Raw genomic sequence first — 24,524 nt, forward strand, 5'->3', positions numbered from 1 at the left:
ATGGAAAAAGTATTTATCGTAGCGGCGAAGCGTACCCCAATTGGCGCTTTTGGTGGCAGCCTGAAAAATACCTCAGCTGGCGATCTGGCAGCAGTAGCGATTAAGGGCGCGTTAGAAGAAGCAAAGTTGGCTGGCGACAAGGTTGACGAAGTGATTGTCGGCAACGTTGTTGGTGCAGGTCAAGGCATGGGTGTTGGCCGCCAAGCGGCATTGTTTGCTGGGATTCCCGAATCTGTTCCTGCATACGGCGTAAACATGGTTTGCGGTAGTGGTATGAAAACGGTCATGGACGCAGTTTCTCATATCCGTAGTGGCGATGCAGAGATCGTTGTTGCGGCGGGTGTTGAGGTCATGTCTCAGATTCCGTTTGCCGCACCAAGCAGCATTCGTGATGGCAACAAAATGGGCAATCTGGAGCTGAAAGATCTGCTCGTAGCGGACGGCTTAACCGACGTTTACAACCAATATCACATGAGTGTGACGGCAGAAAACGTAGCAAAAGAAATCGGCCTAACTCGTCAACAGCAAGACGAATATGCGTTGTCTAGTCAACAGAAAGCGGTAGCCGCTATTGAAGCAGGTAAATTCAAAGACGAAATTGTGCCAGTGGAAGTGCAACAGCGTCGAGAAACCGTACTATTCGATACCGATGAATACCCAAAAGCGAACGCAACAATGGAAGCTTTAAGCAAGCTGCGTCCTGCTTTTGACCGCGAAGGCACAGTGACTGCGGGTAATGCGTCGGGCATTAACGATGGCGCGAGTGCGATTATCGTTGCGTCTGAAAGCGCAGTTAAAGCGCACGGATTAACGCCGCTTGCTGAGATCGTAAGCTACGCGCAATCGGGTCTTGATCCGAAGATCATGGGCCTAGGTCCTGTTGAGTCGGTCAATAAAGCACTCGAAAAAGCAGAACTCAGTGTACACGACATCGACGTTTACGAGTTAAACGAAGCATTTGCAGCGCAAGCACTTGGCGTGATTCATCAGTTGGCGGAAACAAACCAAGTTCCAGTTAACGCGATTCAAGATAAAGCGAACTTTAACGGTGGTGCTATCGCGCTAGGACACCCGCTTGGTGCTTCTGGCAACCGAATCTTAGTCACGCTGGTTCACGAGCTTCATAAGCAAAATGGTCAATATGGCGTTGCTTCACTTTGTGTGGGCGGCGGCATGGGCACGGCTGTGGTTGTAAAGACAGTTAAGTAATTATTTAAACGGACATTTTTAATTCTTTCTCTAGGAGACAAACCATGTACACAGATTTCTTCAAAACATTTAGCGATCAAACTGAAAAAAATCTAGAACCTTACTTGAAGTTCAACAAGCTAGTGACAAAAAACGTAGAAGTGTTGACCGAGCTTCAATTGAACGCCATTCGCACATACAGTGAAGTGGGTCTAAACCAGATGAAAGCAGCGACAGAAATCAAAGACGTAACGTCATTGACTGCTTTCAACAGTCAGCAACTAAGCGTACTTACTAAACTTTCTCAACAAATGATGGATGACAGCAACAAGCTTCAAGCGATTGCAAAAGAGTTCAAAGAAGACGTTGAGAAAATGACTTCGGAAAATCTAAAGACTGTTACTCCAGCGTAATTTGTCCGATTCTCGCCGCCCCTAGATTTGGGCGGCGTTGTTTTTTCCGAATATAGGAGTAAGACTATGTTTCAACACTTCTTTTCGGACTATCTTGTGAAGCTTCAGGAAACCAATCATCAGTGGTGGCATGATTTCGAAGTGAACAAGGCAGTCGTGAACTCTCCTTTAAACAAGGCCATGCAAGAAGTGAACTTTGAGGATACTGCCAAACTGTTCGAACAAGCTGCGAATCAGCCTGCTGCGATTTTAAAGCTGCAAGCACAGTGGTGGGAACAGCAGCTGCAAATTTGGCAGAATGTTGCATTGGCAGGGAACCAAGCACAAATCGTCGAAGCTGAAAAAGGGGATAAGCGTTTCTCAAACGAAGCGTGGCAAAATGAAGCCATGTATAGCTTCATCAAACAATCCTACCTTTTATTTAGTAAGACCTATCTGGACACCATCGAGTCTTTGGAAGGCTTAGATGAAAAGACGAAAGAACGTATTATTTTTTTCTCTCGCCAAGCCATTAACGCCCTTTCTCCTTCCAACTTCATCGCCACTAACCCAGAGCTTTTGAAGCTGACACTTGAGCAAAGCGGTCAAAACTTACTGGCAGGCTTAGAACAGTTGAAAGAAGACGTTGAGTCGAGCGCAGACATTTTAAAAATTCGTATGACGAATAACAATGCATTCCGCGTGGGCGATGACGTTGCGACGACACAGGGCAATGTGGTTTTTCAAAACGAATTGTTTGAGTTGATTCAATATCGACCTCTAACAGAGAAAGTGAATGCGACGCCGCTGCTCATCGTCCCACCTTTCATCAATAAATACTACATCCTTGATTTAACAGCAAAGAACTCAATGGTTCGATGGTTGTTAGAGCAGGGGCACAGTGTATTTATGATGTCTTGGCGTAACCCAGGCAAGGCTCAAGCGCACATAGAGTTTGGTGACTACGTGACAGAAGGCGTGGTGAAAGCCGTCGCTGCGATTGAAGATATAACAGGACAAGAGCAAATCAATGCGGCTGGTTATTGTATTGGTGGTACTGTTTTAGCAAGCACGGTTGCGTACTACGCTGCAAAACGTATGAAGAAGCGCATCAAGTCTGCCACTTTCTTCACCACGTTGCTCGACTTCTCTCAACCAGGTGAAGTCGGCGCGTATATCAATGACACCATTGTTAGTGCAATTGAAGCGCAAAATAACGCAAAAGGGTATATGGACGGCCGTTCCTTAAGCGTGACGTTTAGTTTACTGCGTGAAAACAGCTTGTACTGGAACTACTACGTAGACAACTACTTGAAAGGCAATAGCCCAGTCGATTTTGACTTGTTGTACTGGAATAGTGACAGCACCAACGTCAGCGCTGCATCTCACAATTTCTTGCTTCGCGAGCTCTATTTAGAGAACAAGCTAGTGCAAGATAAAGGCGTCAAAATTGGTGGAGTGTGGATTGATCTAAATAAGATCAAAATTCCTAGCTATTTTGTGTCAACGAAAGAAGACCATATTGCGTTATGGCAGGGAACTTACCGTGGTGCGCTGAACACGGGTGGCAACAAAACATTTGTCCTCGGTGAGTCTGGTCATATTGCGGGCATCGTGAACCCTCCAGCTAAAAATAAGTATGGTTATTGGTTGAACGATAATTTGGATGACTCTGCTGATGAGTGGTTGAATAACGCGGAACACAAAGAGGGATCGTGGTGGACACACTGGAACGAGTGGTTACTCCAATTCAACCCTAAAGAGCAAGTTGAGCCTTTCCCTATTGGCTCAGAAAACCATCCGGTTATTGATGAAGCGCCAGGACAATACGTCAAACAGGTTCTGCCAGTAAAAGAATCTTAAATAACTCCCTATAGCAGTAAATCTTAGCGGCCTTTATGGTCGCTTTTTTTATGTATGATTGCTTGTTTATTGTTGGCAAGTACCATTGAGCAATAAATAAAAAGCGCCGAGCATTTGCTCGGCGCTCAGTGTCAACAAATAGGCTAGTTGACGAGTAGAGATGCGTTACGTTACACCTCTTTATCCTTACCAAATGACAGCAGCCAGAGAGAGATTGCTGCTACCGCCACAAAGCCGGAAAGAATAATCACTGGCATAGCACTGTAGCCAAGGATATGCCAAATTACAGATTCTAATGTACTCATGGTAAGTCTCCTTAGTGCCAGCCTTCAACGCCGCTCATGTCTGGTAGTTTGTGCGCAATACCTTTGTGACAGTCTACACATGTTTTCTCGCCTGAAGCGAGAGCGGTGGAGTGTTGTTCTGCCGCACGTGATCCTTGCTGAGAGTAATCCATGAAATCAAACTCATGACAGTTACGACATTCAAGAGAGTCATTCTTCTTCATACGTGCCCACTCTCGCTCTGCGAGGTGGCCACGACGCTCTTGGAACTTCTCTGGCGTATCGATCGTCTTCGTTACGAAGTGTGCAAATAGCTCTTTAGATGCCTGTACTTTACGAACGATCTTATCCGTCCATTCATGAGGAACGTGACAGTCTGAACAAATCGCACGAACACCAGATCGGTTGGAGTAGTGAATTGTTTCTTGAATTTCAGCAACGATCGGCGCGTGACAGCCAGAACAGAATTCTTCTGTGTTGGTTGCTTCCATACCTGTGTTGAATGCGCCCCAAAATAGAAGGCCACCAGCGAAGCCTAGAAATAAAACCACACCAGCGGCAGCTTTACTCGGGCTCGACAGTCTCTTCCAAAACGCTTTAAGTATTTTCATAAGTAACCTCTTAGTACTCGCGTTTCAATTACTGAAGCGAATCGACTGCCTTAAACTCGTTTTCCACTAGTGGTTTTGCATCCGTTTGTGGAACGTGACATTGCAAACAGAAGTAACGACGAGGAGACATATCTGCCAGTACCGCATCTTCTCTGTTTACATAGTGCGTTACGCTAATTTTAGTCGCACCTGACTCTTTTGCATTTTTCCAGCTATGGCATGCAAGACACTTGTTAGCATTTAACGAAATTTCGTAGTGACGAATGCTGTGTGGGATCAACGGTGGTTGATAAACATAGCTGTCTTCAACAATTTGATCTTTAGGGAAGTCTTTGAACTCGTCTGCTGGACGCGTATCTTCCAATTGAGACATTCCACGTAAAGATTCTAGACCTCCAATACCACCTGGATTATCCAACTCAGCTTGCGCAATGCCTGTCACTAACGCACCTACAGATAAAACTGCGACAAGTAATTTTTTCATCATTTCATCTCCGCCTTTATGGCTTAAATTCTTTATTAGGCCGCCATAATGACGGCCGTAGCATTCAGTATCTGAAGGTTAAGCAATCTTAGTGATTTTGACTGGGCACTTCTTAAAGTCTGTCTGTTTAGACAGTGGATCAGTCGCATCTAGGATAAGCTTGTTAATCAAAATACGTGCATCAAAGAACGGTACGAATACCAAACCTTTTGGCGGACGGTTACGACCGCGAGTTTCAACACGAACGCGTACTTCACCGCGTTTGTTTGCCATGAGTACTTCTTCACCACGACGAACATTGCGTGCTTTTGCGTCTTCTGGGTGCATGTAACACACTGCGTCTGGTACTGCTTTGTATAATTCAGGTACACGACGAGTCATGGTGCCTGTGTGCCAATGCTCAAGAACACGACCAGTACATAACCACATATCAAATTCATCGTTCGGTACTTCTGGTGGCGCTTCGTATGGCGCGGAAATGATCTTCGCTTTGCCATCAGCATTGCCGTAGAAATCCCAACCAGAACCTTCTTTCGCGTATGGGTCTGAACCTTCTTTAAAGCGCCACTGTGTTTCCTTACCATCAACAACAGGCCAACGTAGACCACGTACTTGGTGGTAGCGGTCGTATGGAGCCAAATCATGACCGTGACCACGGCCAAATGTTGCGTATTCCTCAAACAGACCTTTTTGAACATAGAAACCGAAGTGGTGAGCATCGTCATTCATTTCACGAGCTTCTTCGATAGGGAATTTGTCGACGTTACCATTGCGGTAAAGTACGTCGTACATTGTTTTACCACGGTATTGAGGCGCTTTCGCTAGAAGCTCTTCAGGCCACACTTCTTCCATTTTGAAGCGTTTCGAGAACTCCATTAGCTGCCACAGGTCGGATTTTGCTTGACCGACTGTGCCCACTTGTTGGTACCAAGCTTGGGTACGACGCTCTGCGTTACCGTAAGCACCTTCTTTTTCAATCCACATTGCGGTAGGAAGAATAAGGTCTGCTGCTTGTGCTGTTGCTGTCGGGTATGGGTCAGACACAACGATGAAGTTTTCTGGATTGCGGTAACCTGGAAGACGCTCTGTGTTGATGTTTGGACCGGCTTGCATGTTGTTGTTACATTGAACCCAGTAACAGTTCAGAACGCCGTCATTCAGCATACGGTCTTGCAATACGGCGTGGAAGCCAGGTTTTGGTGGAATCGTACCTTCTGGCAGTTTCCAGATGTCTTCTGCAATCTTACGGTGTTTAGGGTTAGCAACCACCATGTCCGCTGGTAGGCGGTGAGCAAACGTACCAACCTCACGAGCGGTACCACATGCTGATGGTTGGCCCGTTAGTGAGAATGGGCTGTTCCCCGGAGTCGAGATCTTACCGGTTAGTAGGTGGATGTTGTAAACCAAGTTATTCATCCATACACCACGAGTATGCTGGTTCATACCCATCGTCCATAGAGACATCACTTTCGTATTTGGATCCGCGTATTGCTTCGCAAGCTCGATAAGCTTCTCTTTCTCAACACCAGAGATTTCAGATGCTTTCTCTACTGTGTATGGCGCTACTGATTTCTTGTACTCTTCGAATGAGATAGAAGTGAGTTTGCCAGAGTTCGGGTTCTTCGCTGCTTTTTGTAGCGGATCATCGTCACGTAGACCGTAGCCGATGTCAGTGTCTGCTTGAGTGAAGTTCGTGTGTTTGTTCACGAAGTCCCAGTTTACTGCATCGTTTTCGATGATGTAGTTTGCGATGAAGTTAGCAATTGCAAGGTCAGACTGAGGATTGAAAATGTAGCCGTGGTCTGCCAACTCAAATGAACGATGGTAGTAAGTAGAAAGCACGTTCACTTTAACGTGAGGGTGGCTTAGGCGGCGGTCAGTAATGCGAGTCCATAGAACCGGGTGCATTTCTGCCATGTTTGAGCCCCAAAGAACGAAAGCGTCTGCGTTCTCGAAGTCATCGTAACAACCCATTGGCTCATCGATACCGAATGCGCGCATGAAACCTACAACGGCAGAAGCCATACAGTGACGAGCGTTTGGATCAATGTTGTTTGATCGGAAGCCTGCTTTCATTAACTTTGACGCAGCGTAGCCTTCCATTACTGTCCATTGGCCTGAGCCAAACATACCTACGCTTGTTGGGCCTTTTTTCTCGAGGGAAGCTTTCCATTTCTCAGCCATGATGTCGAAAGCGTCATCCCAAGAGATAGGTGTAAATTCACCATCTTTGTGGAATTTGCCATCTTTCATTCGTAGCATCGGTTGAGTTAGACGGTCTTGACCGTACATGATCTTAGAAAGGAAGTAACCTTTGATGCAGTTCAGACCTTTGTTTACTGGTGCTTCTGGGTCACCCTGTGTTGCTACCACTTTGCCGTTTTGAGTGCCAACAAGAACAGAACAGCCTGTACCACAGAAACGACAAGGTGCTTTGTCCCATGTGATTTTGGTTTGATCAGAGCTTGCAATCAGGTTGGCTGCAGATGCTGGTAGTGTCACACCTGCGACAGCAGCAGCTGATGCAGCCGCGTTTGCTTTCACAAACGCACGTCTTGTCATTTTCATACTTCACCCTCGATTTGGGAATGTTGTGTTCCAGTGTCTTCTTCATCCGTTTCTTCAAGCCCAGTTTCGATTTGGTGATAAACCAATACCGTGCTTAAGACGTTCGGTAAATTATTAATGGCATCGATAGTGTCTGTGATGAAACCTTGGTTCTCAGTTTCAAGTACGACGATAATCTTGCCTTCAGGACTGTCACCATAGATTTCCGCATTTTCGTGTGCTTCTATCTTTTGTTTGATTTCGTCCAAATGTTCCGGCAGCACATGTACTACCAAACTTGAAATATGCACTTCATTTAGTGACATATAGCTCTCTCATTTATTTTTATTGCCTTTGGCCGACGACATTCGGCTTAGGCTGTTATATTGCTCACATTGATGGATGAAGTCGGGCACACTGAAACACAGGCGCCGCAGCCGTTACACTCATCAAGGTCTAAATTGGGTTGTGCTACTTTCCCCAGTTCTAATTTGAACTGAATTGCCATCGGGTCGCACATATCCCCACAGCTTCGGCATTCGACATTTTGTTTTGCTAAGCAGTTATCGTTGATACTTGCTTTTGCTTGCCAAGGTTGTTCTGTTTCTGGCAAGAAAAGGGGCTCAGGACAGGCGTTTGCACATTGATAGCAAAATGTGCATTCATCGATGGAAAAATCGACCGAGGGGAATCCGCCATCACTTTTGGTTATAATCTTTGTTTCACAGGCCTCAATGCATTTACCGCAGCGAGTGCAATCGTCCGTAAACTGTTGCGGTTTAGTTAACCAAGGCAAACGTACGGCGTTGTCGGGGTGCGCTTTTCTTGCAAAGAGTCTTCTTCTGGAAAGGTCTACCACTTAGTCACCTCGAAACTTGGAACCCAAACTAAGCATAGTCCACAATTTTCATTAATAAACTGTCATTTAAACTAACGAAATTGTAGTTTTTGACATATTTGTATAAATACCTCTTAGGGGGTAAATGGTATGCAATATTGTTTTGGATCAATAAATTCCGTCGCAGGTGATCACATATTGATAAAGTTGAAAGGTAATGGGTTCATTGCACGTAAAAATAGGATTGTTAATGGGCGAGGAACTCAGATTGTTTAAAAATGTGAAAAAGTCGGTGACGCGCACGATTGCGTCCGCGATGCTTCTTATTTTGCTGCTCTCAGTCGCTACGACTGGTTTTGCAATTTTTACGTTAGCGTCCAGTTTGAACGATGCTGAAGCCGTCAATGTTGCTGGCTCGATGCGAATGCAAAGCTACCGTCTGGCGAATGATATTCAGGTTAAATCTGTTGACTATTCTTCACATATTGACGCATTTGAACATTCGATATATTCACCTTCAATGAAAGCGCTTCAGCATTGGTCTGTGCCAGAAGACATCACTCACGATTACTACCGTCTTATTATCAGATGGCATGAACTCAAGGCGGTGCTTAGAGGAGACAACCCGGCAGAATATCAACTCCTAGTGGCAGGTTTTGTTGAACAAATCGATGAGTTTGTATTTAAGCTGCAAAGCTTTTCGGAGCAAAAACTGATTAACTTAGCCTGGATCGGCGGGTTAGGGTTGGGTGGCATTCTTTGTGTCAGTATGTTTGTCGTTCATTTTGTGCGCCTCGAAGTTGTTCGGCCTCTGCGTGCTTTAGTTTTTGCTAGCGAGCAAATTAAAAATCGCTCATTTAATATATCGCTCAATGTATCCAGCGATAATGAAATGGGAATACTGACTCGAACCTTTAATCGGATGGCGACAGACCTTGGTAAGTTGTACCGAGGATTAGAACAAGCGGTTGATGAGAAAACACGTAAATTGCAGCATGCCAACCAGTCTTTAGAGGTGCTGTATGACTCGTCAAAAGAACTCACGGCGTCGCGTATTAATCAAGACAATTTCCAGGCGATTTTGCAGCATATCGTCAGTCTTGAGGGCATTAAAGCGGTCAAACTTGAAATCGAGCAGCTGGGAGAACCGAGCTGGATATTGATGGAAGGAGAAGAATGCTGCCAAGATTGTGATGAAGATTGCCACGGTAAAGCCCTGATGCTAGATGGTGAGCACTTGGGCTATTTATATTGGAAAGCAGGGTTACCTTGTCCGAACGAGGCTCTTATTGACAACTTCGTGCAGATTTTATCACGCGCCGTGTATTACAATCGGGCGCAGCGCCAAGCAGAACAAATTCTGCTGATGGAAGAGCGAGCCACTATTGCTCGGGAGTTGCATGATTCATTGGCTCAAGCACTCTCTTACTTAAAAATTCAGGTCGCTTTGTTGAAGAGAAGCGTAAAGAACTTGCCTGACGAAAAGGCGATCGCGCAGGCTAATCAAGTTATTGCCGAGCTAGATACGGGCTTATCTGCCGCTTATACGCAGTTACGCGAGTTACTGACGACGTTTCGTCTTACGATTAAAGAGGGCAGTTTTGGCCAAGCATTGCAAGACATGGTTGAAACGCTCAGTGAACAAACTGCTGCGGACATTACGCTAAAAAATAGACTTTCATCAACTGAACTGGATGCACATCAGCAGGTTCATTTACTACAGTTGATAAGAGAAGCGGCAATTAATGCTATCAAACATGCGCAAGCAGATAATATTCACATTCAATGTCTCGATAATGATGGAAAAGTCACAGTAACCGTTAGCGACGATGGAATAGGCTTTGAACATCAAGACGAAAAATTAAATCATTACGGTATGAGTATCATGCAAGAGCGGGCCGCTAGACTGCATGCCGATCTTCACATCGAAGCATCGATAAACAAAGGTTGTACCGTAAAATTAGAATTCCAACATAGTAAGGAAGTAAACAGTGACAGTGTGTAAAGTAATGCTGGTGGATGATCATCCACTCATGCGAAGAGGTATCCACCAGCTTTTAAGCTTTGAGCCTGAGTTTGAGGTTATTGCAGAAGCAAGTAATGGCGCGGATGCAGTAGCGAAAGCGCATGAGCTGGAACTGGATCTTGTACTTCTTGATCTTAATATGAAAGGCATGTCTGGCCTTGATACTTTGCAAGCACTGCGTGCAGATGGCTGTGAAGCCAGAATTGTCATTCTAACCGTTTCGGATAGCCCAGCAGATATAGAAGCAATAGTTCGAAGTGGTGCCGATGGCTATTTATTGAAAGACACTGAGCCCGATGAGTTGGTTGAGTTGCTAAAACAAGCGCACCAAGGGGACAAGGCATACAGCCAAGAAGTTTCTAAGTATTTGAGTGAACGTTCAGAGCAAGAGGACGTGTTTGATACACTGACCGATCGTGAATCGCAGATCTTAAGAGAGGTGGCAAGAGGTTTCCGCAACAAGCAAATTGCCGATCGTCTTTTTATCTCTGAGTCTACGGTTAAAGTACATATGAAGAGTTTACTTAAAAAGCTTCAAGTTCCTTCTCGTACTGCAGCAACCGTCCTTTATCTTGAGCGCTTTGGAGACATCAAATAACATTGTTGGATTTGAATCTGTAATAATAAATAAAATCAAAAAGTTATATTGATTCTGACGAATAAAAAAACCGCCTGTTAGGCGGTTTTTTTACTTGTCTGGGCGAATAGAGTACAAGTCACTGTTGTGCTTACCACACTCCAAATAGTACTGATAAGCCACTTTTTTGCTTTCAGCAATGACTCTCATGCAGTGCATTTTCCCCTGTTCAAAATATCGAATCTCATATTCTACACTGGTATCAAGTTGCTCAGCGGCTGCCATACTTCGCCTCCATAAACCATCCAAAAAACATCCATGCAAATTATATGCCGTTATAGGGAGCGTCGTTCGGTACGTTTTTTAGCCGATAATTGCGCTCTAACTCACTTTTTTGCGGATAGCTGTGATCAAAAAGTTAATTTCAAACTCTATATATTATTAAGGTGGCAATCAATATTTGTCACACTGGTGTAAGTTTGCCGCAATACTAAGTGATACAGGTTGAGTATAGAACTTAATCAACAGAAAAGGGAATACGAATAAGTGACTAAATTAAAGGATGTATCTAATAAGGCGCTTCGTTATGGCCTTCTATTTTGTTTCGTATTTCTGCTTGCCGGTTGTGCGAAAAAGTTTTTATACAGCAATATCGATTGGTTCGTGCTCGATTACTTAGAGGACTATGTCTCGTTGCAAGGGGAACAAGAAGTCCTAGTGGAAGAGCGTTTATTATTGTTGGCAGACTGGCACAAGAAAGAGGAGTTACCAATATATATCGAACATTTAAAAGACCTTGAGAGATTAAAAGCGAGCGATATCACCTTAAATTACTTACAAAAAAATCGAGATAGAATGCGAGCGCATTACGATAGAGTGGTCAGCAAAGCAGCACCAGATCTTTTTGCGTTAAGTTTGCAATTAACGAAAGAGCAAGAACGCGAGTTTTTGAGTAATGTACAAGAACATTATCAAGAGCGAAACGCAAAATATGCCGATAAGACAGAAGACGAAGTGCGTGAAATTATTCTGGATAACACTGAAGAGTGGATGGAAGAATGGCTGGGGAATCTATCAGGAAATCAGCGTCAATTAGCTCAAAGATTTTCTCAGCAAGTTATTTTAAACAGCCCTTTATGGAGAGATTATCGAGCCACGGTATATCAAGAGCTCGAATACTTGTTCGACAACAAATCTAATGTTGTGACTTATCAAGATATATTTATGCGACTCTTGTTCGAGCCAGAGAGTTATTATAGTGAGCAGCTTTCTCTGAATATTGACTCTAACTTTGCATTGGTTGATCAACTGACATTAGATGTTTCTCGTTCGATGACCGATAAGCAATGGCGTCATTTTCGTGAAAAGGTTAAAGAGTGGCGAGTACTGGCAGAGGAACTTTTAGATTAAATTCATGCTTCAATGAGCGGAAGCAAAGCGCAAAAGCCTTTCTTATCAAAAAATGATTCAAAGCAAATTCTTATTGAACTAAGAGCGTAACATAGCGTGAGGTTTGATGAGGCAACGTCAGCTTATCAATGCGTGATATGGCCTCATCGTACAAAACAATGAGAATAAATATGAAACATTTAGTTGAAAGATTTCTTCGATACGTCACGTTTGATACCCAATCCAATCCACATGTGACGCTTTGCCCAAGTTCACCTGGCCAGTTTGTGTTTGCTGAGTTACTTAAAAAAGAGATGCTCGAACTTGGCTTAAGTGACGTGACTTTGGATAAAAATGGCTACTTGATGGCTAAACTGCCAGCCAATGTTGATTATGAGGTTCCTCCTATCGGCTTCATTGCCCATATGGATACCGCGCCGGATGCATCTGGCAAAAACGTAAAGCCGCAATTCATCGAAGATTACCAGGGTGGCGATATTGCATTAGGGTTGGGGGATGAAGTGTTATCTCCCGTGCAATACCCAGATTTACATCACCTACATGGCCACAATCTTATTACTACCGATGGCACTACATTACTTGGCGCGGATAACAAAGCTGGTATCGCAGAGATTCTTTCCGCGGTAGCTCTGCTACTGGAAAACCCAGACATTCCACACGGCGACATTTGTATCGGCTTTACTCCGGATGAAGAAATCGGTCGTGGTGCAGATTTGTTTGATGTTAAAAAATTTGGCGCGAAATGGGCATACACTATAGATGGTGGCCCGCAAGGTGAATTGGAATACGAAAACTTTAATGCAGCAAACGCTGATGTAATTTTTCATGGAGTTAGCGTTCATCCAGGTACCGCAAAAGGCAAAATGGTCAATGCGATGAACTTGGCTGCGAAATTTCAAGTTCAAATGCCCCAAGATCAAACTCCGGAAACAACCGAAGGTTACGAAGGGTTCTTCCATCTAAAATCGGCAGAAATGGGCGTTGCACGAAGCGAGCTAGGTTACATTATTAGAGACTTTGACCGTCAAAGACTTGAGGATCGAAAAGCTTTTATGCAGAAACTCGTCGATGAAATGAACACGGGTTTACGCCATGGTTCTGTAGAGCTAAAAATAAAAGACAGCTATTACAATATGAGAGAAATGGTTGAGCCTTACCCTCATATCATTGAGCTGGCAAAGCAAGCGATGGAAGCGTGTGATGTGGAACCGATTATAAAACCTATTCGTGGTGGTACAGATGGTGCTCGTTTATCTTTTATGGGTTTGCCGTGCCCGAATATCTTCACCGGTGGTTTTAACTTCCACGGAATTCATGAGTTTATTTCTGTTGAAATGATGGAAAAATCAGTACTCGTTATTGTCAAAATTGCTGAGCTCACTGCGAAAAAACACAGTTAAAAGACTACGTCGAGACCTCTTGCAGATTTAATAACAAAATAGCCCAGATCTCTCTGGGCTATTTAAATATTAAGATGGAATACTAGCGCACGTCTTTGTCTTCAATTTCAATGTCTTCTAGCGGTAACCAGTCGACTTTCACACCCGCTTGGTCGAACATATCTTGACTGACTTGGATTTTATCTCCCCAGCGAGATAAAAAGTCTTCAGACTGCTCAGGGCAGTGTACGTGTGAGATCCCTGTTTGAATGATCTTTGCCGCGCAGTTAGGGCAAGGAAAATGCGTTACCCAAATATCACATCCGTCTAAGTCACGTTTTGAGAACAAAATTGCGTTCTCTTCCGCGTGCAGTGTTTTAAGGTATTTCAACTCGCGCTCATCGGTGTCGACACTGTCAGAAACACCATGCGGATAGCCATTAAATCCAACAGATACAATGCGATTCTGTTTAGTAATAACGGCACCGACTTGTGTTGATGGGTCCTTACTCCAAGACGCCACTAGTTCTGCCATCTGGTAAAAGCGTTTCGCCCATTTAGAAATCATAGTCATCCTCTCTGTCGAAGGCGTTGAATTAATTGAATGATAACCCATTTATATTAAAAAAATAGTCAAAATCGGGGTCTTGAGTATGAAGGCGTCACTTTTTACCTTTTTAGCCACAAAACGTTCTTATCTTGAGCACTGAATCTCACTTTACGCCCGAATACAATACTCCCGTTAGTGTTTCCAAGCACACGCTAAAATTCGCGATCTCCTAAGGCGTATATTAAATAGTTATGATTGAGTTGTATGTATATTGCTCATTGAATACCACTGTTAACTAAATTACTTTATTTTCCTTTTGTTTCTCATGTTTACATTTAGAAACACCTTGGGCGCTTTTCAGTGAAGTTTTCAGTGGCAGCAAGGAGTAAGGTTGATAGGAATTCAACAATATCCTGTTCTATAAAGACGGTAAATACATGCAAAAGAAACCACTTGTCGCACTAATGGCGGCTACAGCAATCCTCGCTGGATGCGGGGAAGCTAATAATGCCCAAACGAAAGGTCAAGCGCCTCTCGTAGTGACTCAGGATGTCACGGTTATCGACTACCAACCGAGCAAGTCTTATATCGGTCGCATTGAAGCAGTAGAAGATACCAATATTACCGCGCAGATTTCTGGCTACTTAAAAGCTCGTCACTTTGAAGAGGGGCAAATGGTAGAAAAAGGGCAGCTCCTTTACTCTATCGAGCCATCTTCTTTTGAAGCCCAAGTCGCGAGTGCTAAAGCCGCACTTGCACAAGCTAAAGCGGCGCTAAAAAAAGCCGAATTAGATCATACTCGAGGTAAAAACTTGTTGCCTCGCGGTAGTATCTCTCAATCTGAGTTTGATGCTTTAACTGCGGCACTTCTTGGTGCGAGAGCAGAGCTAGAAGCGGCAAATGCTCAACTTAAACTTGCTGAAGTTAACCTTTCCTATACTCAAATCCGAGCACCTTTTAGCGGACGTATTAGTGATACCAAAGTTAGTACGGGTGATCTGGTTTCTCCGTCATCTGGCGTGCTGACAACTCTGGTGAGTTTAGATCCAGTTCATACCTCATTTAGTGTGAGTGAGCGTGAGCGTTTAGCTATGGGTATGGATCAAGTAAAAGGTGATGGCTCGGCTGAATCAAACCGCGTTGAAGTTCAGCTTGAACTGGAAAATGGACAGTTTTTTGAGCATCTTGGTAAGCTTGATTTCTTAGGTAATCGTATTGACACCAAAACGGGTACGATTGCTATGCGCGCGCTAGTGCCAAACCCAGAGCAGAAGTTACTTCCGGGTCAACACATCAAAGTGAACTTGAGAGATAAGAACACGAAAGACGTTATTGTTATCCCACGACGTGCCGTACAGACTGACTTAGAAGGTGACTTTGTGATGGTGATGGCTGAGGGAAGTGTGGCAGAGCGTCGTAACGTCGAGCTTGGCCCTCAGGTTGAACAAGGCATTATCATTCGAGAAGGGCTCGATCAGGAAGATACGGTTATTACACAAGGCCTACAACGTGTGCGTAATGGTGTAGAAGTGCGCCTTCAAGCACCTGCTGAAGATAAGCAGTAGGGGGCACTATGTTAAGTCGTTTCTTTATTCAGAGACCTAAATTCGCGCTGGTTATTTCGATCATATTAACGCTAGCCGGCGCGATCTCACTGGCGATTTTGCCAGTGGCTGAGTATCCACAGATAAGCCCGCCATCAGTAAGCGTTTCGGCTTACTACACTGGCGCGAGTGCGGAAGTTGTCGAGCAGGCCATTGCGGACCCCATAGAGACCTCAGTCAACGGCGTTGAGGATATGATATACATGTCTTCAAAGAGCGCGAACGATGGCTCTTACAGCCTAAACGTCACGTTCGATGTTGGCACCGATCCAGATATGGCGCAAGTTAACGTGCAAAACCGCGTGTCACAGATTGAGTCAAAACTGCCTCAAGAAGTTCGCATGGTTGGTGTGACGGTGAAAAAGCGTTCACCTGACTTGCTGATGGTACTTAACTTCTATTCACCTGATGGCAAATACGATGATCAGTTCTTGATTAACTACATTAACTTGAATGTAAAAGATCAGTTGGCTCGTGCGAAAGGTATCAGTGAAGTTAACGTGATTGGTGGTGGCGAATACGCAATGCGTGTTTGGTTAGATCCTGAAAAAATGGCCAACCTTAAGCTAACCACGTCAGACGTATACGCCGCTTTGGCTGAACAGAACGTTCAAGTTGCGGCAGGGCGTGTAGGTGCAGCACCATACAACAATCCGCAAGAAGTTCAGTTTAACCTTGTGACCAAAGGTCGCTTGGAAAGCGTGAGTGAGTTTGAGAACGTAGTCCTTCGAGCTAATCCCAATGGCTCTACGGTTTATCTGAAAGATGTTGCTCGCGTTGAACTAGGCAAAAAGTTCTACGATGGTAACGGTAAGTTCCGTGGCCAGGACGCGTCAATCGTTGCGTTGTCTCTTCAATCGGATGCGAATGCGTTAGAAAGTGGTCAGGCCGTCATGGAGCTCCTTGAAGGCTTGAGCAAAAACTTCCCAGAGGGAATGGAATACGAGACCAGCTACGATACAACCGTGTTCGTATCTGAATCGATCAAAGGGGTAGTAAAAACACTGATTGAAGCGATTCTATTGGTGATTGCTGTAACTTACTTGTTCTTGGGTAGTGCGCGTGCAACGTTGATTCCTGTTGTCGCGATCCCCGTTTCTCTGATTGGTACGTTTGCCATCATGCAGGCAACGGGCTTCACCATTAATACGGTTACTTTGTTTGGCTTGATCCTTGCGATTGGTATCGTGGTGGACGATGCGATTCTGGTTATCGAAAACGTCGATACTACCATGGCGAAAGACCCAACCATTTCACCGCGTAAAGCGACGTTGCTAGCGATGAAAGAAGTAACGGGACCAATCATCACGTCGACCTTGGTTCTACTTGCGGTATTCATACCCGTCGCCATGCTGCCAGGTATCACCGGTATCATGTATCGCCAGTTCGCTTTGACCATCTGTATTTCGGTTGTGATTTCATCCATCAATGCATTGACGCTGTCTCCAGCACTTTGTTCTCTGGTATTGAAGCAGGGTGGGGGCAATACTGCTAACTGGTTCCAGGCTTTCAACAGAGGCTTAGAGCGCATCACTACGCGTTATGGCCAGATCGCTGGTTTCTTGGTGAAGAAGTCTTTACTGCTCGTGACGTTCTTTATAGTTGCTATCGCAGCGGTCACTTTCTTTGCGAAAACCACCTCTACAGCGTTTGTTCCTCAAGAAGATAAAGGCATTTTGCTGGTTAACGTACAGCTACCAGATTCAGCCTCTTTATCACGCACTGAAGAAGTCACCAATGATTTAATGAAAATGATCGGTGAAGAACCTGGTGTGGATGGTGTGACGGTTGCGAACGGTTACTCGTTTATGACAGGCGCAGCAGCATCAAACGGTGCTTCTGTATTTATCAAATTGCATGACTGGGATACTCGTAACTCGCTGCAAGGAGAGCACTCTGCTAATGCTATCGCGGCACGTATTAACGGGCGAGCGGCGACAGAGTTACCTCAAGCGGTTGTTTTTGCGATGGGACCACCGGCGGTTCCAGGTATGGGCGCTGCGTCTGGTTTTGAGTTTGTGCTTGAAGACACGCTAGGGCGAAGTCGTACCGACTTGTCGATGGTCATGGGAGAAATGATCCAAGCGGCTAACCAAGCGCCTGAAATTGCCTACACGTTTAGCACGTTCCGCGCGAATGTTCCGCACTACTACGTTGATATCGATCGTGAGAAAGCGCAGCAATTAGGTATTTCGCTGTCGTCTATTTTCCAAACCTTGCAAGGCAACTTAGGTTCGCTTTATGTGAATGACTTCACCATGTTTGGTAAGAACTTCCGCGTAACCATGCAAGCTGATAGCCAGCACCGTAGCAGCATGGAAGATCTAGAGCGTTTCCATGTTCGTTCTTCGAACGGTGATATGGTCCCGTTAAGTACGCTAGTGAGCTACGAGCAAGTGTTTGAGCCTGATGTGGCGTGGCGTTACAACATGTACCGCAGTGCTATCATTCAAGGCCAACCAGCTCCGGGTTACTCTAGTGGTGATGCGATTGCAGCAATGGAACGCGTTGCTGCTGAAGTTCTTCCGCAAGGGTACACGTATGAATGGACAGGTATGGCTTATCAGGAAGTGCTCGCGGGTAACCAAGCCATTTATGCGTTTGCGCTGGCTTTGATCTTCATTTACTTGTTTATGGTGGCTCAGTATGAGAGTTGGAGTATTCCACTGGCTATTATTTTGGTGGTCCCAGTAGCAACGTTAGGTTCCTTCCTTGCGTTGAATCTAACTGGCACGCCGCTTAACTTGTATGCCCAAATTGGTCTTGTCTTGCTCATAGCCTTGGCGGCGAAAAACGCAATTTTGATTGTGGAGTTCGCCAAGCAAGAGCGAGAAGAAAAAGATGCTGATATCGATAGTGCAGCGGTTAAAGGAGGCACTTTACGTTTCCGCGCTGTGAATATGACATCTTGGTCATTTATTCTGGGTATCTTCCCGCTTATCTTTGCCGCTGGCGCGGGGCACGTGAGTCAAAACTCACTCGGCGTGTCGCTGATTGGTGGTCTATTGTGTGTGCTTCTAGCAGGTACATTCTTGATCCCAGGCTTCTACGCTCTGGTGCAAAGACAGCGTGAGAAAGTTCATGGTGGCAACACCAAGCTGGTTCCTCTTGATGATGAATAATCACATCCGAAGTGCGCAGTAAGCACGAAGTGACAATTGAAAAAAGCCCGAAGCAATGATTGCCTCGGGCTTTCTATTTTGAAAAAGGGTTATTTTAGCGCAGTTTTGAATTGTGCAACGGCTTCATCCATATCATGAGCTTGAGCAGAGACAGAGTTCACTTCATGCAAGCATTCCTGAGCGGATTGCATGTTATTCTCAGATATTGCGTTTAGCTCGGTGATTGAACCGCTAACTTGGTTCATAACGATACCTTGTTCTTCAATTGCTGAAGCTATGCGCTCCGAATTACCTTGAATTGAATGCATGTCAGTGATGATCTGCTGTAGGCTAGAATCCAGTTTTTCAGAAGCATTAAGTGTTTGTTGCCCTTGATCGTTACATTGATCAATATCAGCAACAACTGTAGACATTTGAGTTTGAATATCTGCAACGACCCGCGTGATTTCCTCAGTGGATTGATGAGTTCGGCTAGCTAGGGCGCGTACTTCATCGGCGACAACTGCAAACCCGCGGCCTTGTTCGCCTGCTCGCGCGGCTTCAATTGCTGCGTTGAGAGCTAGTAGGTTGGTTTGCTCTGCAATTTCTTGGATGATGTTCACGGCACCACCAATTTTATCTACATGCTGATTCAGCGAGCCAATCGACTGCTGGCTGTTTGATAAAATCGTGGTTAGTTGACCGATGTTGGTTACCGTCGCCTCAACAACTCCTCGACCTTGTTCGGCATTATTCGCTGCCTGATGTACGCCTTCTACCGCAACTGATGTGCTTTCAGAGATTTCACCTATTGTGGCAACCATTTGCTGAACTGCCGTCGCCATTGATGCAGTGTGGTCAGTTTGAGTGTGGAATTGCTCCATAACGCCTTCTAACTCACGATGCATATTATCGGTACTTGCAGTGAGTTGCGCCGATTTTTCTTGGGTACTACTAATTAGATGCTCAAGCTTATCCAATAGGTCATTGAGGTGATGACTGATATCAAATAGCTCGTCTTGACCTTTCAAATCAGATCGAAGTCCCATGTTGTTCGTTTCGCTGATACTTCGAATGGTGCCAAGTAAGCTATTCACTCGCGTATTGATTGAACGTGAAATTTGCCAAATCAATGCGAAAATAACGACTAAGATCAGAGCTGTAATGACCTGCTTGATGGTCGACATTTGTTCATCACGTTGTGCGGCAGCAGAGCTAAGGGCTGTGGAAAAGGTTTCAAATTGCTCTTCTACGGCATGGGATAATGCGCGAGTTTCACCGAGTAGGCCTTTGTCATAAGCAACCCCAACAACTTGCTTTTGGGCCGCCAATTGCTTACCTGTTTTGATAAGCTCCGGAGCATATTGCCCCTCAAGCAAATCACTATTGAATAGTCCTGCTTTTACCGCAGAGTCAAAACGGACTAATGCCAATAACTGCTGGTGGTCTGAACGTTGTTTTGCTTCTAATAGTGCTTGTTCGTAACCAGCGAGAAGCCCACTCTTTGAATCAAGCCCGTATCGTTGGTAAGCGCTGACCAGATTCTGAAAGCCCCTTTGGTATGCGAGCAAGTCTTGCTTAAATTGTTGACTGGAAGGTAATTCATTACTCTTGAGTATGTTCGCAAGCTCTTTTTCTGTGTCTATAAACTTGTCAACATTGGCGTCAAACTTATTTAGATATTTGTCATTACTACGTAGTAGGAAATCTTTTTCATTTCTGCGTAAGTTGAGTAAGCGTATTTCTAGATCACCAACGAGTTTGATGGCGTGATTAAGGTCATTGCTCTTATTTTCAAAATGGGATGACGTACCCAAAAGGGCCACGATGCCTAAAATGGCGATAACTCCGAGGAAGTAGAGTTTTTGCCTAATAGTCATATTGTTGTTTCCTGAATAAGTAACTAAAAAGAGAAATCCAATGAGATTTCCAAGGGCTAGCAAACGTTGTTCAACTAACATGTCGAGAAAACGACATGCACTAATACAGCACTTTTTTACGTTGCTGTTTTTTCGCTCCGTGCTTGTTTTTTGTATCAAGTCGTCGGCGTTGAGAAGCGCGGGTTGGTTTCGTTTTAATACGCTTCTTCTCCTGTAAAGCGGCAGCTTTTATCAATGCTTGAAGCCGATTTAGGGCGTCTTCCTTATTTTGTTCTTGTGTCCGAAATTGTTGCGCTTTGATGATGATCACGCCATCTTTACTTATACGACTATCAGAAAGTGCAAGTAATCGCTCTTTGTAAAAGTCAGGTAAGCTTGAATGCCGGATATCAAAGCGCAGGTGTATAGCGGACGCTACCTTGTTAACGTTCTGGCCACCATTTCCTTGAGCTCTAATTGGGGATAATTGAATTTCCCACTCTTGAATTGTGACGGAGTTCGAAATTTTGAGCATGATAAGTAAATGCCGGTAAGGACGATTGAAAGAGCTGATAAATTAACATTACAGATGCACAAATAGAAGAAAAGACATGAGCACGATTGATTTTAGACCCTATGAGGGATTCATATTTGATATGGATGGTACTCTAATCGATACCATGCCAGCCCACTTGGCAGCTTGGCAAGCAACTGCTGAGCGTTTTGATTTTCCGTTTTGCCAGGAATGGTTTCACAGTTTGGGAGGGATGCCGAGCTTTAAAATTGTTGAGGAACTAAATCGTGTGCATGAGCTTTCGTTAGATCCTAAAACTGTCGCGACATTTAAAATGGAAACATTCGCTGCTATGGAGCTTCATGGTGACGTTATTCCTTGCACGAACATCGTGTTAGAGGAATATTTAGGCCATAAGAAAATTGCAGTCGGGACTGGCAGCCAACGAGAAAGTGCCATGCGCTTATTAAGTCATGCAGGTTTATTAGACAAGTTGGATGTTGTAGTAACCGCGAGTGATGTAGAGAACCATAAACCCTTTCCAGATACCTTTTTGGTGGCCGCGGAACAACTCGACTTGGAGGCGTCACAGTGTCTTGTGTTCGAGGATACTGAGCTGGGGAAGCGAGCGGCGCATGCAGCTGGTATGGATTGCGTTATGGTGCAAGATAATGAGTTGATCTTTTTCCCAAAACCATAGTGGCAATATCCCTTAATATGAGATCAAAACGGGGTGCAAATGCACCCCATTAATTTTTACCACATCATCGATCATGAATCATAGATGCTTATTCAGGCTGAACTAGCTCTTGGTATTCAAATGAAGGTACCACAACTTCTACGCGACGGTTTTTCTCACGACCTTCGCGAGTGCTGTTGTCAGCAACTGGGTTTTCTTCACCCATACCTTTAACTGTCAAACGATCTGAACCAATGCCAGCTGCGGTTAGGTAATCAGCAACAGATTGAGCACGACGCTCAGACAGTTTTTGGTTGTATGCCGCAGGGCCTGAGCTATCCGTGTAACCAGTAATCTCTACTTGAGCTTGAGGATATTCGTTCAAGAATGAAACAAAGTTGTCCAGACGTTCAGAAACGGAATCTGTTAACTTAGCACTATCGAATTCAAACGTACCTGTACCGTACTCTTCTTTGTGCACCTTGCTCATCATCACTGGTTCTGGATCTGGCTCGATCACTTCTTCCGTTACAACTGCTGCAACAACTGGAGCTGCTGCGAATTTGTAGTTAACACCGATACCAAAGAAGTTAGCATCCATGTCGTCCCACACGTCGTCAGACATGTCTTGGTAGCGTTGGTATTCAGCGCGAACACTCCAGTTTCTATCGATCGAGTATTCAGCCCCCAAAGAACCTGTTGGGACAAAGTCTGTTTCGTCATCAGACATCATGTAAGCACCACCGATCTTAGCAAACAGATTCCAAGAGTCGTTTAAGTGCCAGTTGAATTTAGGTGCAAGTGTTAAAGCCGTTAGATTGCCGTCAATCGTATTAATCGTATTAGCCCCTGACCTAGAGTTTCCTTCATAGTCGCCTAAGAAGTCTACGCCGTACTCTAGCCCGATGATATCGGTAAAGTCATAACCGATATGTAGTCCTGCACCGAACGCTTCATCATCACAAGGGCTATTTAGATAGCAAGCGTCGTCAAGTGTAGTCATGCCCACTTTGCCCCCGATGTACATTTCAGCTTGAGCAGAGTTTAAAAGCGCGCTACTACCAGCTACCACTGCTGCTACTGCAATTGCTACTTTGTTCATAATGTTTCCTTGTATTGATTGCATATTAACTTCTACTTCGTTTTATCAAAAAATTAGAAAAAACCAGCGTTTATAAGAAATTAGTTTAATATTCTAATCATTTCATATCAAGCAACAATATATTTGAACTTGATCAACATTTACTACCCAAAAATACCTCACAAACTTCTGATATTTCTTACATTGTAGTAAAGATTTTTTGGTGCATAAGAAAATTGATGATTATTTTGAACTTTTTTTCGTAAACTTTACTTTACATTGTGCGCGGTGGTTAACAGGTGGTTTTTATTTGCATTTATTTGCAAAAACTGATTGCAAGTCTACGCCTAAGCCGATAAGTTACTTAAACGCTAGACAGAAAATGACCACAGCCCTTGATGCTGCTCACTTTGTGAACAATGTTGCAATGAGTTCAGTTGGTAAAAATGGGGTCGGAAATAAAACCAGGAAGTAGAAGTAATGTTTCAAACTGATGATGTAAGAATAAATAGAGTAAAAGAGTTATTGCCACCTGTTGCAGTATTAGAGAAGTTCCCAGCGACTGAAACCGCTTCTTCGACCACTTTTGATTGCCGTAACGCCATTCACAATATTCTTGAAGGAAAAGACGATCGATTACTCGTGATCGTTGGCCCGTGTTCTATTCACGATCCGGCTGCCGCGGTTGAGTACGGTAAAAAGCTAAAAGTACTACGTGATGAACTGGGCGAGCAGCTTGAGGTTGTTATGCGAGTTTATTTTGAAAAGCCGCGTACGACCGTTGGTTGGAAAGGCCTTATCAATGACCCTTACTTAAATGACACCTATAAGCTAAATGATGGTCTACGTATCGGACGTAAACTTCTTCTTGATCTAACCGATATGGGCTTGCCAACGGCAAGTGAATTCTTAGATATGATCACACCTCAGTACGTGGCGGATTTGATCAGTTGGGGCGCTATCGGTGCTCGTACGACAGAATCTCAGGTTCACCGCGAGCTAGCTTCTGGTCTTTCTTGTCCTGTAGGTTTCAAAAACGGTACAGACGGGAATATTAAAATAGCGAGCGACGCGATTCGTTCTGCAAGCGCTTCCCATCACTTCCTTTCAGTAACAAAATACGGTCATTCCGCGATCGTAGAAACCGCTGGTAATCCAGACTGCCATATTATTCTACGTGGCGGTAAAGAACCAAACTACAGTGCAGCACATGTAGCTCAAATTAAAGATGAGCTGGACACTGCAGGTCTACCGAAAAAAGTGATGATTGATTTTAGCCATGCTAACAGCTCGAAGCAGTTCAAGCGTCAAATGCTGGTGTCTGATGATGTATCCGAGCAAATCTCTGCTGGCGAAGAAGCCATTTTTGGAGTGATGATCGAGTCTCATTTAGTTGAAGGTCGCCAAGACTTAGTGGATGGTAAAGCAGCCACTTATGGTCAGTCGATTACTGATGCATGTATTGGTTGGGAAGATACGGAAACGGTACTTCGTCAGCTTTCTGATGCAGTAAAAGCGCGCCGCAACAAGTAAACTC

At 44.5% G+C, this 24,524-nt stretch carries 22 protein-coding genes; 11 read left to right on the plus strand and 11 right to left on the minus strand.

The annotated features are described in order from the left end of the window. From R7035_RS08875 to phaC, 3 genes are all read left to right on the plus strand, one after another. The gene (locus tag R7035_RS08875) at positions 1 to 1,209 is read left to right on the plus strand and encodes an acetyl-CoA C-acetyltransferase (RefSeq protein ID WP_318146111.1); all 1,209 of its coding nucleotides are present in this window, start codon (positions 1 to 3) and stop codon (positions 1,207 to 1,209) included. Between the two features lie 44 nt (positions 1,210 to 1,253). Further along, complete coding sequence (locus R7035_RS08880; RefSeq protein ID WP_005373550.1) at positions 1,254 to 1,601, plus strand: phasin family protein; 348 nt, start codon at positions 1,254 to 1,256, stop codon at positions 1,599 to 1,601. A gap of 66 nt (positions 1,602 to 1,667) precedes the next feature. Beyond that, on the plus strand, positions 1,668 to 3,443 hold the full coding sequence (gene phaC, locus R7035_RS08885) for a class I poly(R)-hydroxyalkanoic acid synthase (RefSeq protein ID WP_005373548.1): 1,776 nt from the start codon (positions 1,668 to 1,670) through the stop codon (positions 3,441 to 3,443). 170 nt (positions 3,444 to 3,613) lie between these two features. Here phaC and R7035_RS08890 read toward each other — a convergent pair whose 3' ends face one another. The 6 genes from R7035_RS08890 to napF all read right to left on the minus strand — a co-directional run bounded on the left by R7035_RS08890 (position 3,614) and on the right by napF (position 8,228). Continuing rightward, on the minus strand, positions 3,614 to 3,748 hold the full coding sequence (locus R7035_RS08890) for a TIGR02808 family protein (RefSeq protein WP_005373546.1): 135 nt from the start codon (positions 3,746 to 3,748) through the stop codon (positions 3,614 to 3,616). Positions 3,749 to 3,759: 11 nt separating this feature from the next. Beyond that, positions 3,760 to 4,338: a NapC/NirT family cytochrome c gene (locus R7035_RS08895; RefSeq protein WP_005373542.1), complete on the minus strand. Its 579-nt coding sequence runs from the start codon at positions 4,336 to 4,338 to the stop codon at positions 3,760 to 3,762. A gap of 28 nt (positions 4,339 to 4,366) precedes the next feature. Then, the gene (locus tag R7035_RS08900; RefSeq protein WP_005389061.1) at positions 4,367 to 4,822 is read right to left on the minus strand and encodes a nitrate reductase cytochrome c-type subunit; all 456 of its coding nucleotides are present in this window, start codon (positions 4,820 to 4,822) and stop codon (positions 4,367 to 4,369) included. A 78-nt stretch (positions 4,823 to 4,900) separates the two neighbouring features. Continuing rightward, entirely contained in the window at positions 4,901 to 7,390 is a 2,490-nt protein-coding gene (napA, locus tag R7035_RS08905; protein WP_206949619.1) for a periplasmic nitrate reductase subunit alpha, read from the minus strand. After that, positions 7,387 to 7,695, minus strand: coding sequence for a chaperone NapD (locus R7035_RS08910; RefSeq protein WP_005373535.1), 309 nt, complete (start codon positions 7,693 to 7,695; stop codon positions 7,387 to 7,389). Before R7035_RS08910 ends, napA begins: the two co-directional genes overlap by 4 nt. A gap of 47 nt (positions 7,696 to 7,742) precedes the next feature. Next, the gene (napF, locus tag R7035_RS08915) at positions 7,743 to 8,228 is read right to left on the minus strand and encodes a ferredoxin-type protein NapF (protein WP_080276949.1); all 486 of its coding nucleotides are present in this window, start codon (positions 8,226 to 8,228) and stop codon (positions 7,743 to 7,745) included. Between the two features lie 247 nt (positions 8,229 to 8,475). Here napF and narQ point away from each other — a divergent pair, with 247 nt between their 5' ends. Both narQ and R7035_RS08925 read left to right on the plus strand, forming a co-directional pair. Next, the gene (gene narQ / locus R7035_RS08920; protein WP_025767926.1) at positions 8,476 to 10,212 is read left to right on the plus strand and encodes a nitrate/nitrite two-component system sensor histidine kinase NarQ; all 1,737 of its coding nucleotides are present in this window, start codon (positions 8,476 to 8,478) and stop codon (positions 10,210 to 10,212) included. A 4-nt stretch (positions 10,213 to 10,216) separates the two neighbouring features. Further along, a complete protein-coding gene (locus R7035_RS08925; RefSeq protein ID WP_031777156.1) occupies positions 10,217 to 10,831 on the plus strand; it encodes a response regulator in 615 nt (204 codons plus the stop codon). A 90-nt stretch (positions 10,832 to 10,921) separates the two neighbouring features. On the opposite strand, the gene R7035_RS08930 is transcribed toward R7035_RS08925, so the two are convergent. Next, positions 10,922 to 11,095 carry a hypothetical protein gene (locus R7035_RS08930; protein ID WP_005373524.1) on the minus strand — a complete coding sequence of 58 codons (174 nt, stop codon included), beginning with the start codon at positions 11,093 to 11,095 and terminating at the stop codon, positions 10,922 to 10,924. A gap of 261 nt (positions 11,096 to 11,356) precedes the next feature. Between R7035_RS08930 and R7035_RS08935 the strand changes: the two genes are divergently transcribed. Both R7035_RS08935 and pepT read left to right on the plus strand, forming a co-directional pair. Then, the gene (locus R7035_RS08935; RefSeq protein ID WP_171342612.1) at positions 11,357 to 12,220 is read left to right on the plus strand and encodes a DUF6279 family lipoprotein; all 864 of its coding nucleotides are present in this window, start codon (positions 11,357 to 11,359) and stop codon (positions 12,218 to 12,220) included. Between the two features lie 170 nt (positions 12,221 to 12,390). Then, the gene (gene pepT, locus R7035_RS08940) at positions 12,391 to 13,620 is read left to right on the plus strand and encodes a peptidase T (RefSeq protein ID WP_151515725.1); all 1,230 of its coding nucleotides are present in this window, start codon (positions 12,391 to 12,393) and stop codon (positions 13,618 to 13,620) included. 82 nt (positions 13,621 to 13,702) lie between these two features. Here pepT and R7035_RS08945 read toward each other — a convergent pair whose 3' ends face one another. Then, on the minus strand, positions 13,703 to 14,167 hold the full coding sequence (locus tag R7035_RS08945) for a dCMP deaminase family protein (protein WP_005373515.1): 465 nt from the start codon (positions 14,165 to 14,167) through the stop codon (positions 13,703 to 13,705). 419 nt (positions 14,168 to 14,586) lie between these two features. Here R7035_RS08945 and vmeY point away from each other — a divergent pair, with 419 nt between their 5' ends. Both vmeY and vmeZ read left to right on the plus strand, forming a co-directional pair. Continuing rightward, a complete protein-coding gene (vmeY, locus tag R7035_RS08950) occupies positions 14,587 to 15,714 on the plus strand; it encodes a multidrug efflux RND transporter periplasmic adaptor subunit VmeY (protein ID WP_017635193.1) in 1,128 nt (375 codons plus the stop codon). Between the two features lie 8 nt (positions 15,715 to 15,722). Further along, positions 15,723 to 18,875, plus strand: a complete 3,153-nt coding sequence (gene vmeZ / locus R7035_RS08955) for a multidrug efflux RND transporter permease subunit VmeZ (RefSeq protein ID WP_017635194.1) — start codon at positions 15,723 to 15,725, stop codon at positions 18,873 to 18,875. Between the two features lie 89 nt (positions 18,876 to 18,964). Here vmeZ and R7035_RS08960 read toward each other — a convergent pair whose 3' ends face one another. Continuing rightward, on the minus strand, positions 18,965 to 20,734 hold the full coding sequence (locus R7035_RS08960) for a methyl-accepting chemotaxis protein (protein WP_025767924.1): 1,770 nt from the start codon (positions 20,732 to 20,734) through the stop codon (positions 18,965 to 18,967). A 100-nt stretch (positions 20,735 to 20,834) separates the two neighbouring features. Then, positions 20,835 to 21,248 carry an alternative ribosome rescue aminoacyl-tRNA hydrolase ArfB gene (arfB, locus tag R7035_RS08965; RefSeq protein WP_017635196.1) on the minus strand — a complete coding sequence of 138 codons (414 nt, stop codon included), beginning with the start codon at positions 21,246 to 21,248 and terminating at the stop codon, positions 20,835 to 20,837. Between the two features lie 76 nt (positions 21,249 to 21,324). Between arfB and R7035_RS08970 the strand changes: the two genes are divergently transcribed. After that, a complete protein-coding gene (locus R7035_RS08970) occupies positions 21,325 to 21,927 on the plus strand; it encodes a beta-phosphoglucomutase family hydrolase (RefSeq protein ID WP_017819896.1) in 603 nt (200 codons plus the stop codon). A gap of 88 nt (positions 21,928 to 22,015) precedes the next feature. Here R7035_RS08970 and R7035_RS08975 read toward each other — a convergent pair whose 3' ends face one another. Further along, positions 22,016 to 23,008 (minus strand): OmpA family protein, encoded by a 993-nt coding sequence (locus tag R7035_RS08975; RefSeq protein ID WP_042522668.1) that lies wholly within the window; start codon positions 23,006 to 23,008, stop codon positions 22,016 to 22,018. A 459-nt stretch (positions 23,009 to 23,467) separates the two neighbouring features. On the opposite strand from R7035_RS08975, the gene aroG reads away from it, so the two are divergent. After that, positions 23,468 to 24,520 carry a 3-deoxy-7-phosphoheptulonate synthase AroG gene (aroG, locus tag R7035_RS08980; protein ID WP_017635200.1) on the plus strand — a complete coding sequence of 351 codons (1,053 nt, stop codon included), beginning with the start codon at positions 23,468 to 23,470 and terminating at the stop codon, positions 24,518 to 24,520. Positions 24,521 to 24,524: the final 4 nt, after the last annotated feature.

The organism is Vibrio sp. 1731 (genome assembly GCF_033339955.1).
Classification (GTDB): domain Bacteria; phylum Pseudomonadota; class Gammaproteobacteria; order Enterobacterales; family Vibrionaceae; genus Vibrio; species Vibrio alginolyticus.

Excerpts from the sequence above, each read along its gene's own strand:
- R7035_RS08875 (WP_318146111.1), top strand. The coding sequence starts at position 1 with ATGGAAAAAGTATTTATCGTAGCGGCGAAGCGTACCCCAATTGGCGCT.
- R7035_RS08880 (WP_005373550.1), top strand. The coding sequence starts at position 1,254 with ATGTACACAGATTTCTTCAAAACATTTAGCGATCAAACTGAAAAAAAT.
- phaC (WP_005373548.1), top strand. The coding sequence starts at position 1,668 with ATGTTTCAACACTTCTTTTCGGACTATCTTGTGAAGCTTCAGGAAACC.
- R7035_RS08890 (WP_005373546.1), bottom strand. The coding sequence starts at position 3,748 with ATGAGTACATTAGAATCTGTAATTTGGCATATCCTTGGCTACAGTGCT.
- R7035_RS08895 (WP_005373542.1), bottom strand. The coding sequence starts at position 4,338 with ATGAAAATACTTAAAGCGTTTTGGAAGAGACTGTCGAGCCCGAGTAAA.
- R7035_RS08900 (WP_005389061.1), bottom strand. The coding sequence starts at position 4,822 with ATGAAAAAATTACTTGTCGCAGTTTTATCTGTAGGTGCGTTAGTGACA.
- napA (WP_206949619.1), bottom strand. The coding sequence starts at position 7,390 with ATGAAAATGACAAGACGTGCGTTTGTGAAAGCAAACGCGGCTGCATCA.
- R7035_RS08910 (WP_005373535.1), bottom strand. The coding sequence starts at position 7,695 with ATGTCACTAAATGAAGTGCATATTTCAAGTTTGGTAGTACATGTGCTG.
- R7035_RS08925 (WP_031777156.1), top strand. The coding sequence starts at position 10,217 with ATGCTGGTGGATGATCATCCACTCATGCGAAGAGGTATCCACCAGCTT.
- R7035_RS08930 (WP_005373524.1), bottom strand. The coding sequence starts at position 11,095 with ATGGCAGCCGCTGAGCAACTTGATACCAGTGTAGAATATGAGATTCGA.
- pepT (WP_151515725.1), top strand. The coding sequence starts at position 12,391 with ATGAAACATTTAGTTGAAAGATTTCTTCGATACGTCACGTTTGATACC.
- R7035_RS08945 (WP_005373515.1), bottom strand. The coding sequence starts at position 14,167 with ATGATTTCTAAATGGGCGAAACGCTTTTACCAGATGGCAGAACTAGTG.
- vmeY (WP_017635193.1), top strand. The coding sequence starts at position 14,587 with ATGCAAAAGAAACCACTTGTCGCACTAATGGCGGCTACAGCAATCCTC.
- vmeZ (WP_017635194.1), top strand. The coding sequence starts at position 15,723 with ATGTTAAGTCGTTTCTTTATTCAGAGACCTAAATTCGCGCTGGTTATT.
- R7035_RS08960 (WP_025767924.1), bottom strand. The coding sequence starts at position 20,734 with ATGACTATTAGGCAAAAACTCTACTTCCTCGGAGTTATCGCCATTTTA.
- arfB (WP_017635196.1), bottom strand. The coding sequence starts at position 21,248 with ATGCTCAAAATTTCGAACTCCGTCACAATTCAAGAGTGGGAAATTCAA.
- R7035_RS08970 (WP_017819896.1), top strand. The coding sequence starts at position 21,325 with ATGAGCACGATTGATTTTAGACCCTATGAGGGATTCATATTTGATATG.
- R7035_RS08975 (WP_042522668.1), bottom strand. The coding sequence starts at position 23,008 with ATGAACAAAGTAGCAATTGCAGTAGCAGCAGTGGTAGCTGGTAGTAGC.
- aroG (WP_017635200.1), top strand. The coding sequence starts at position 23,468 with ATGTTTCAAACTGATGATGTAAGAATAAATAGAGTAAAAGAGTTATTG.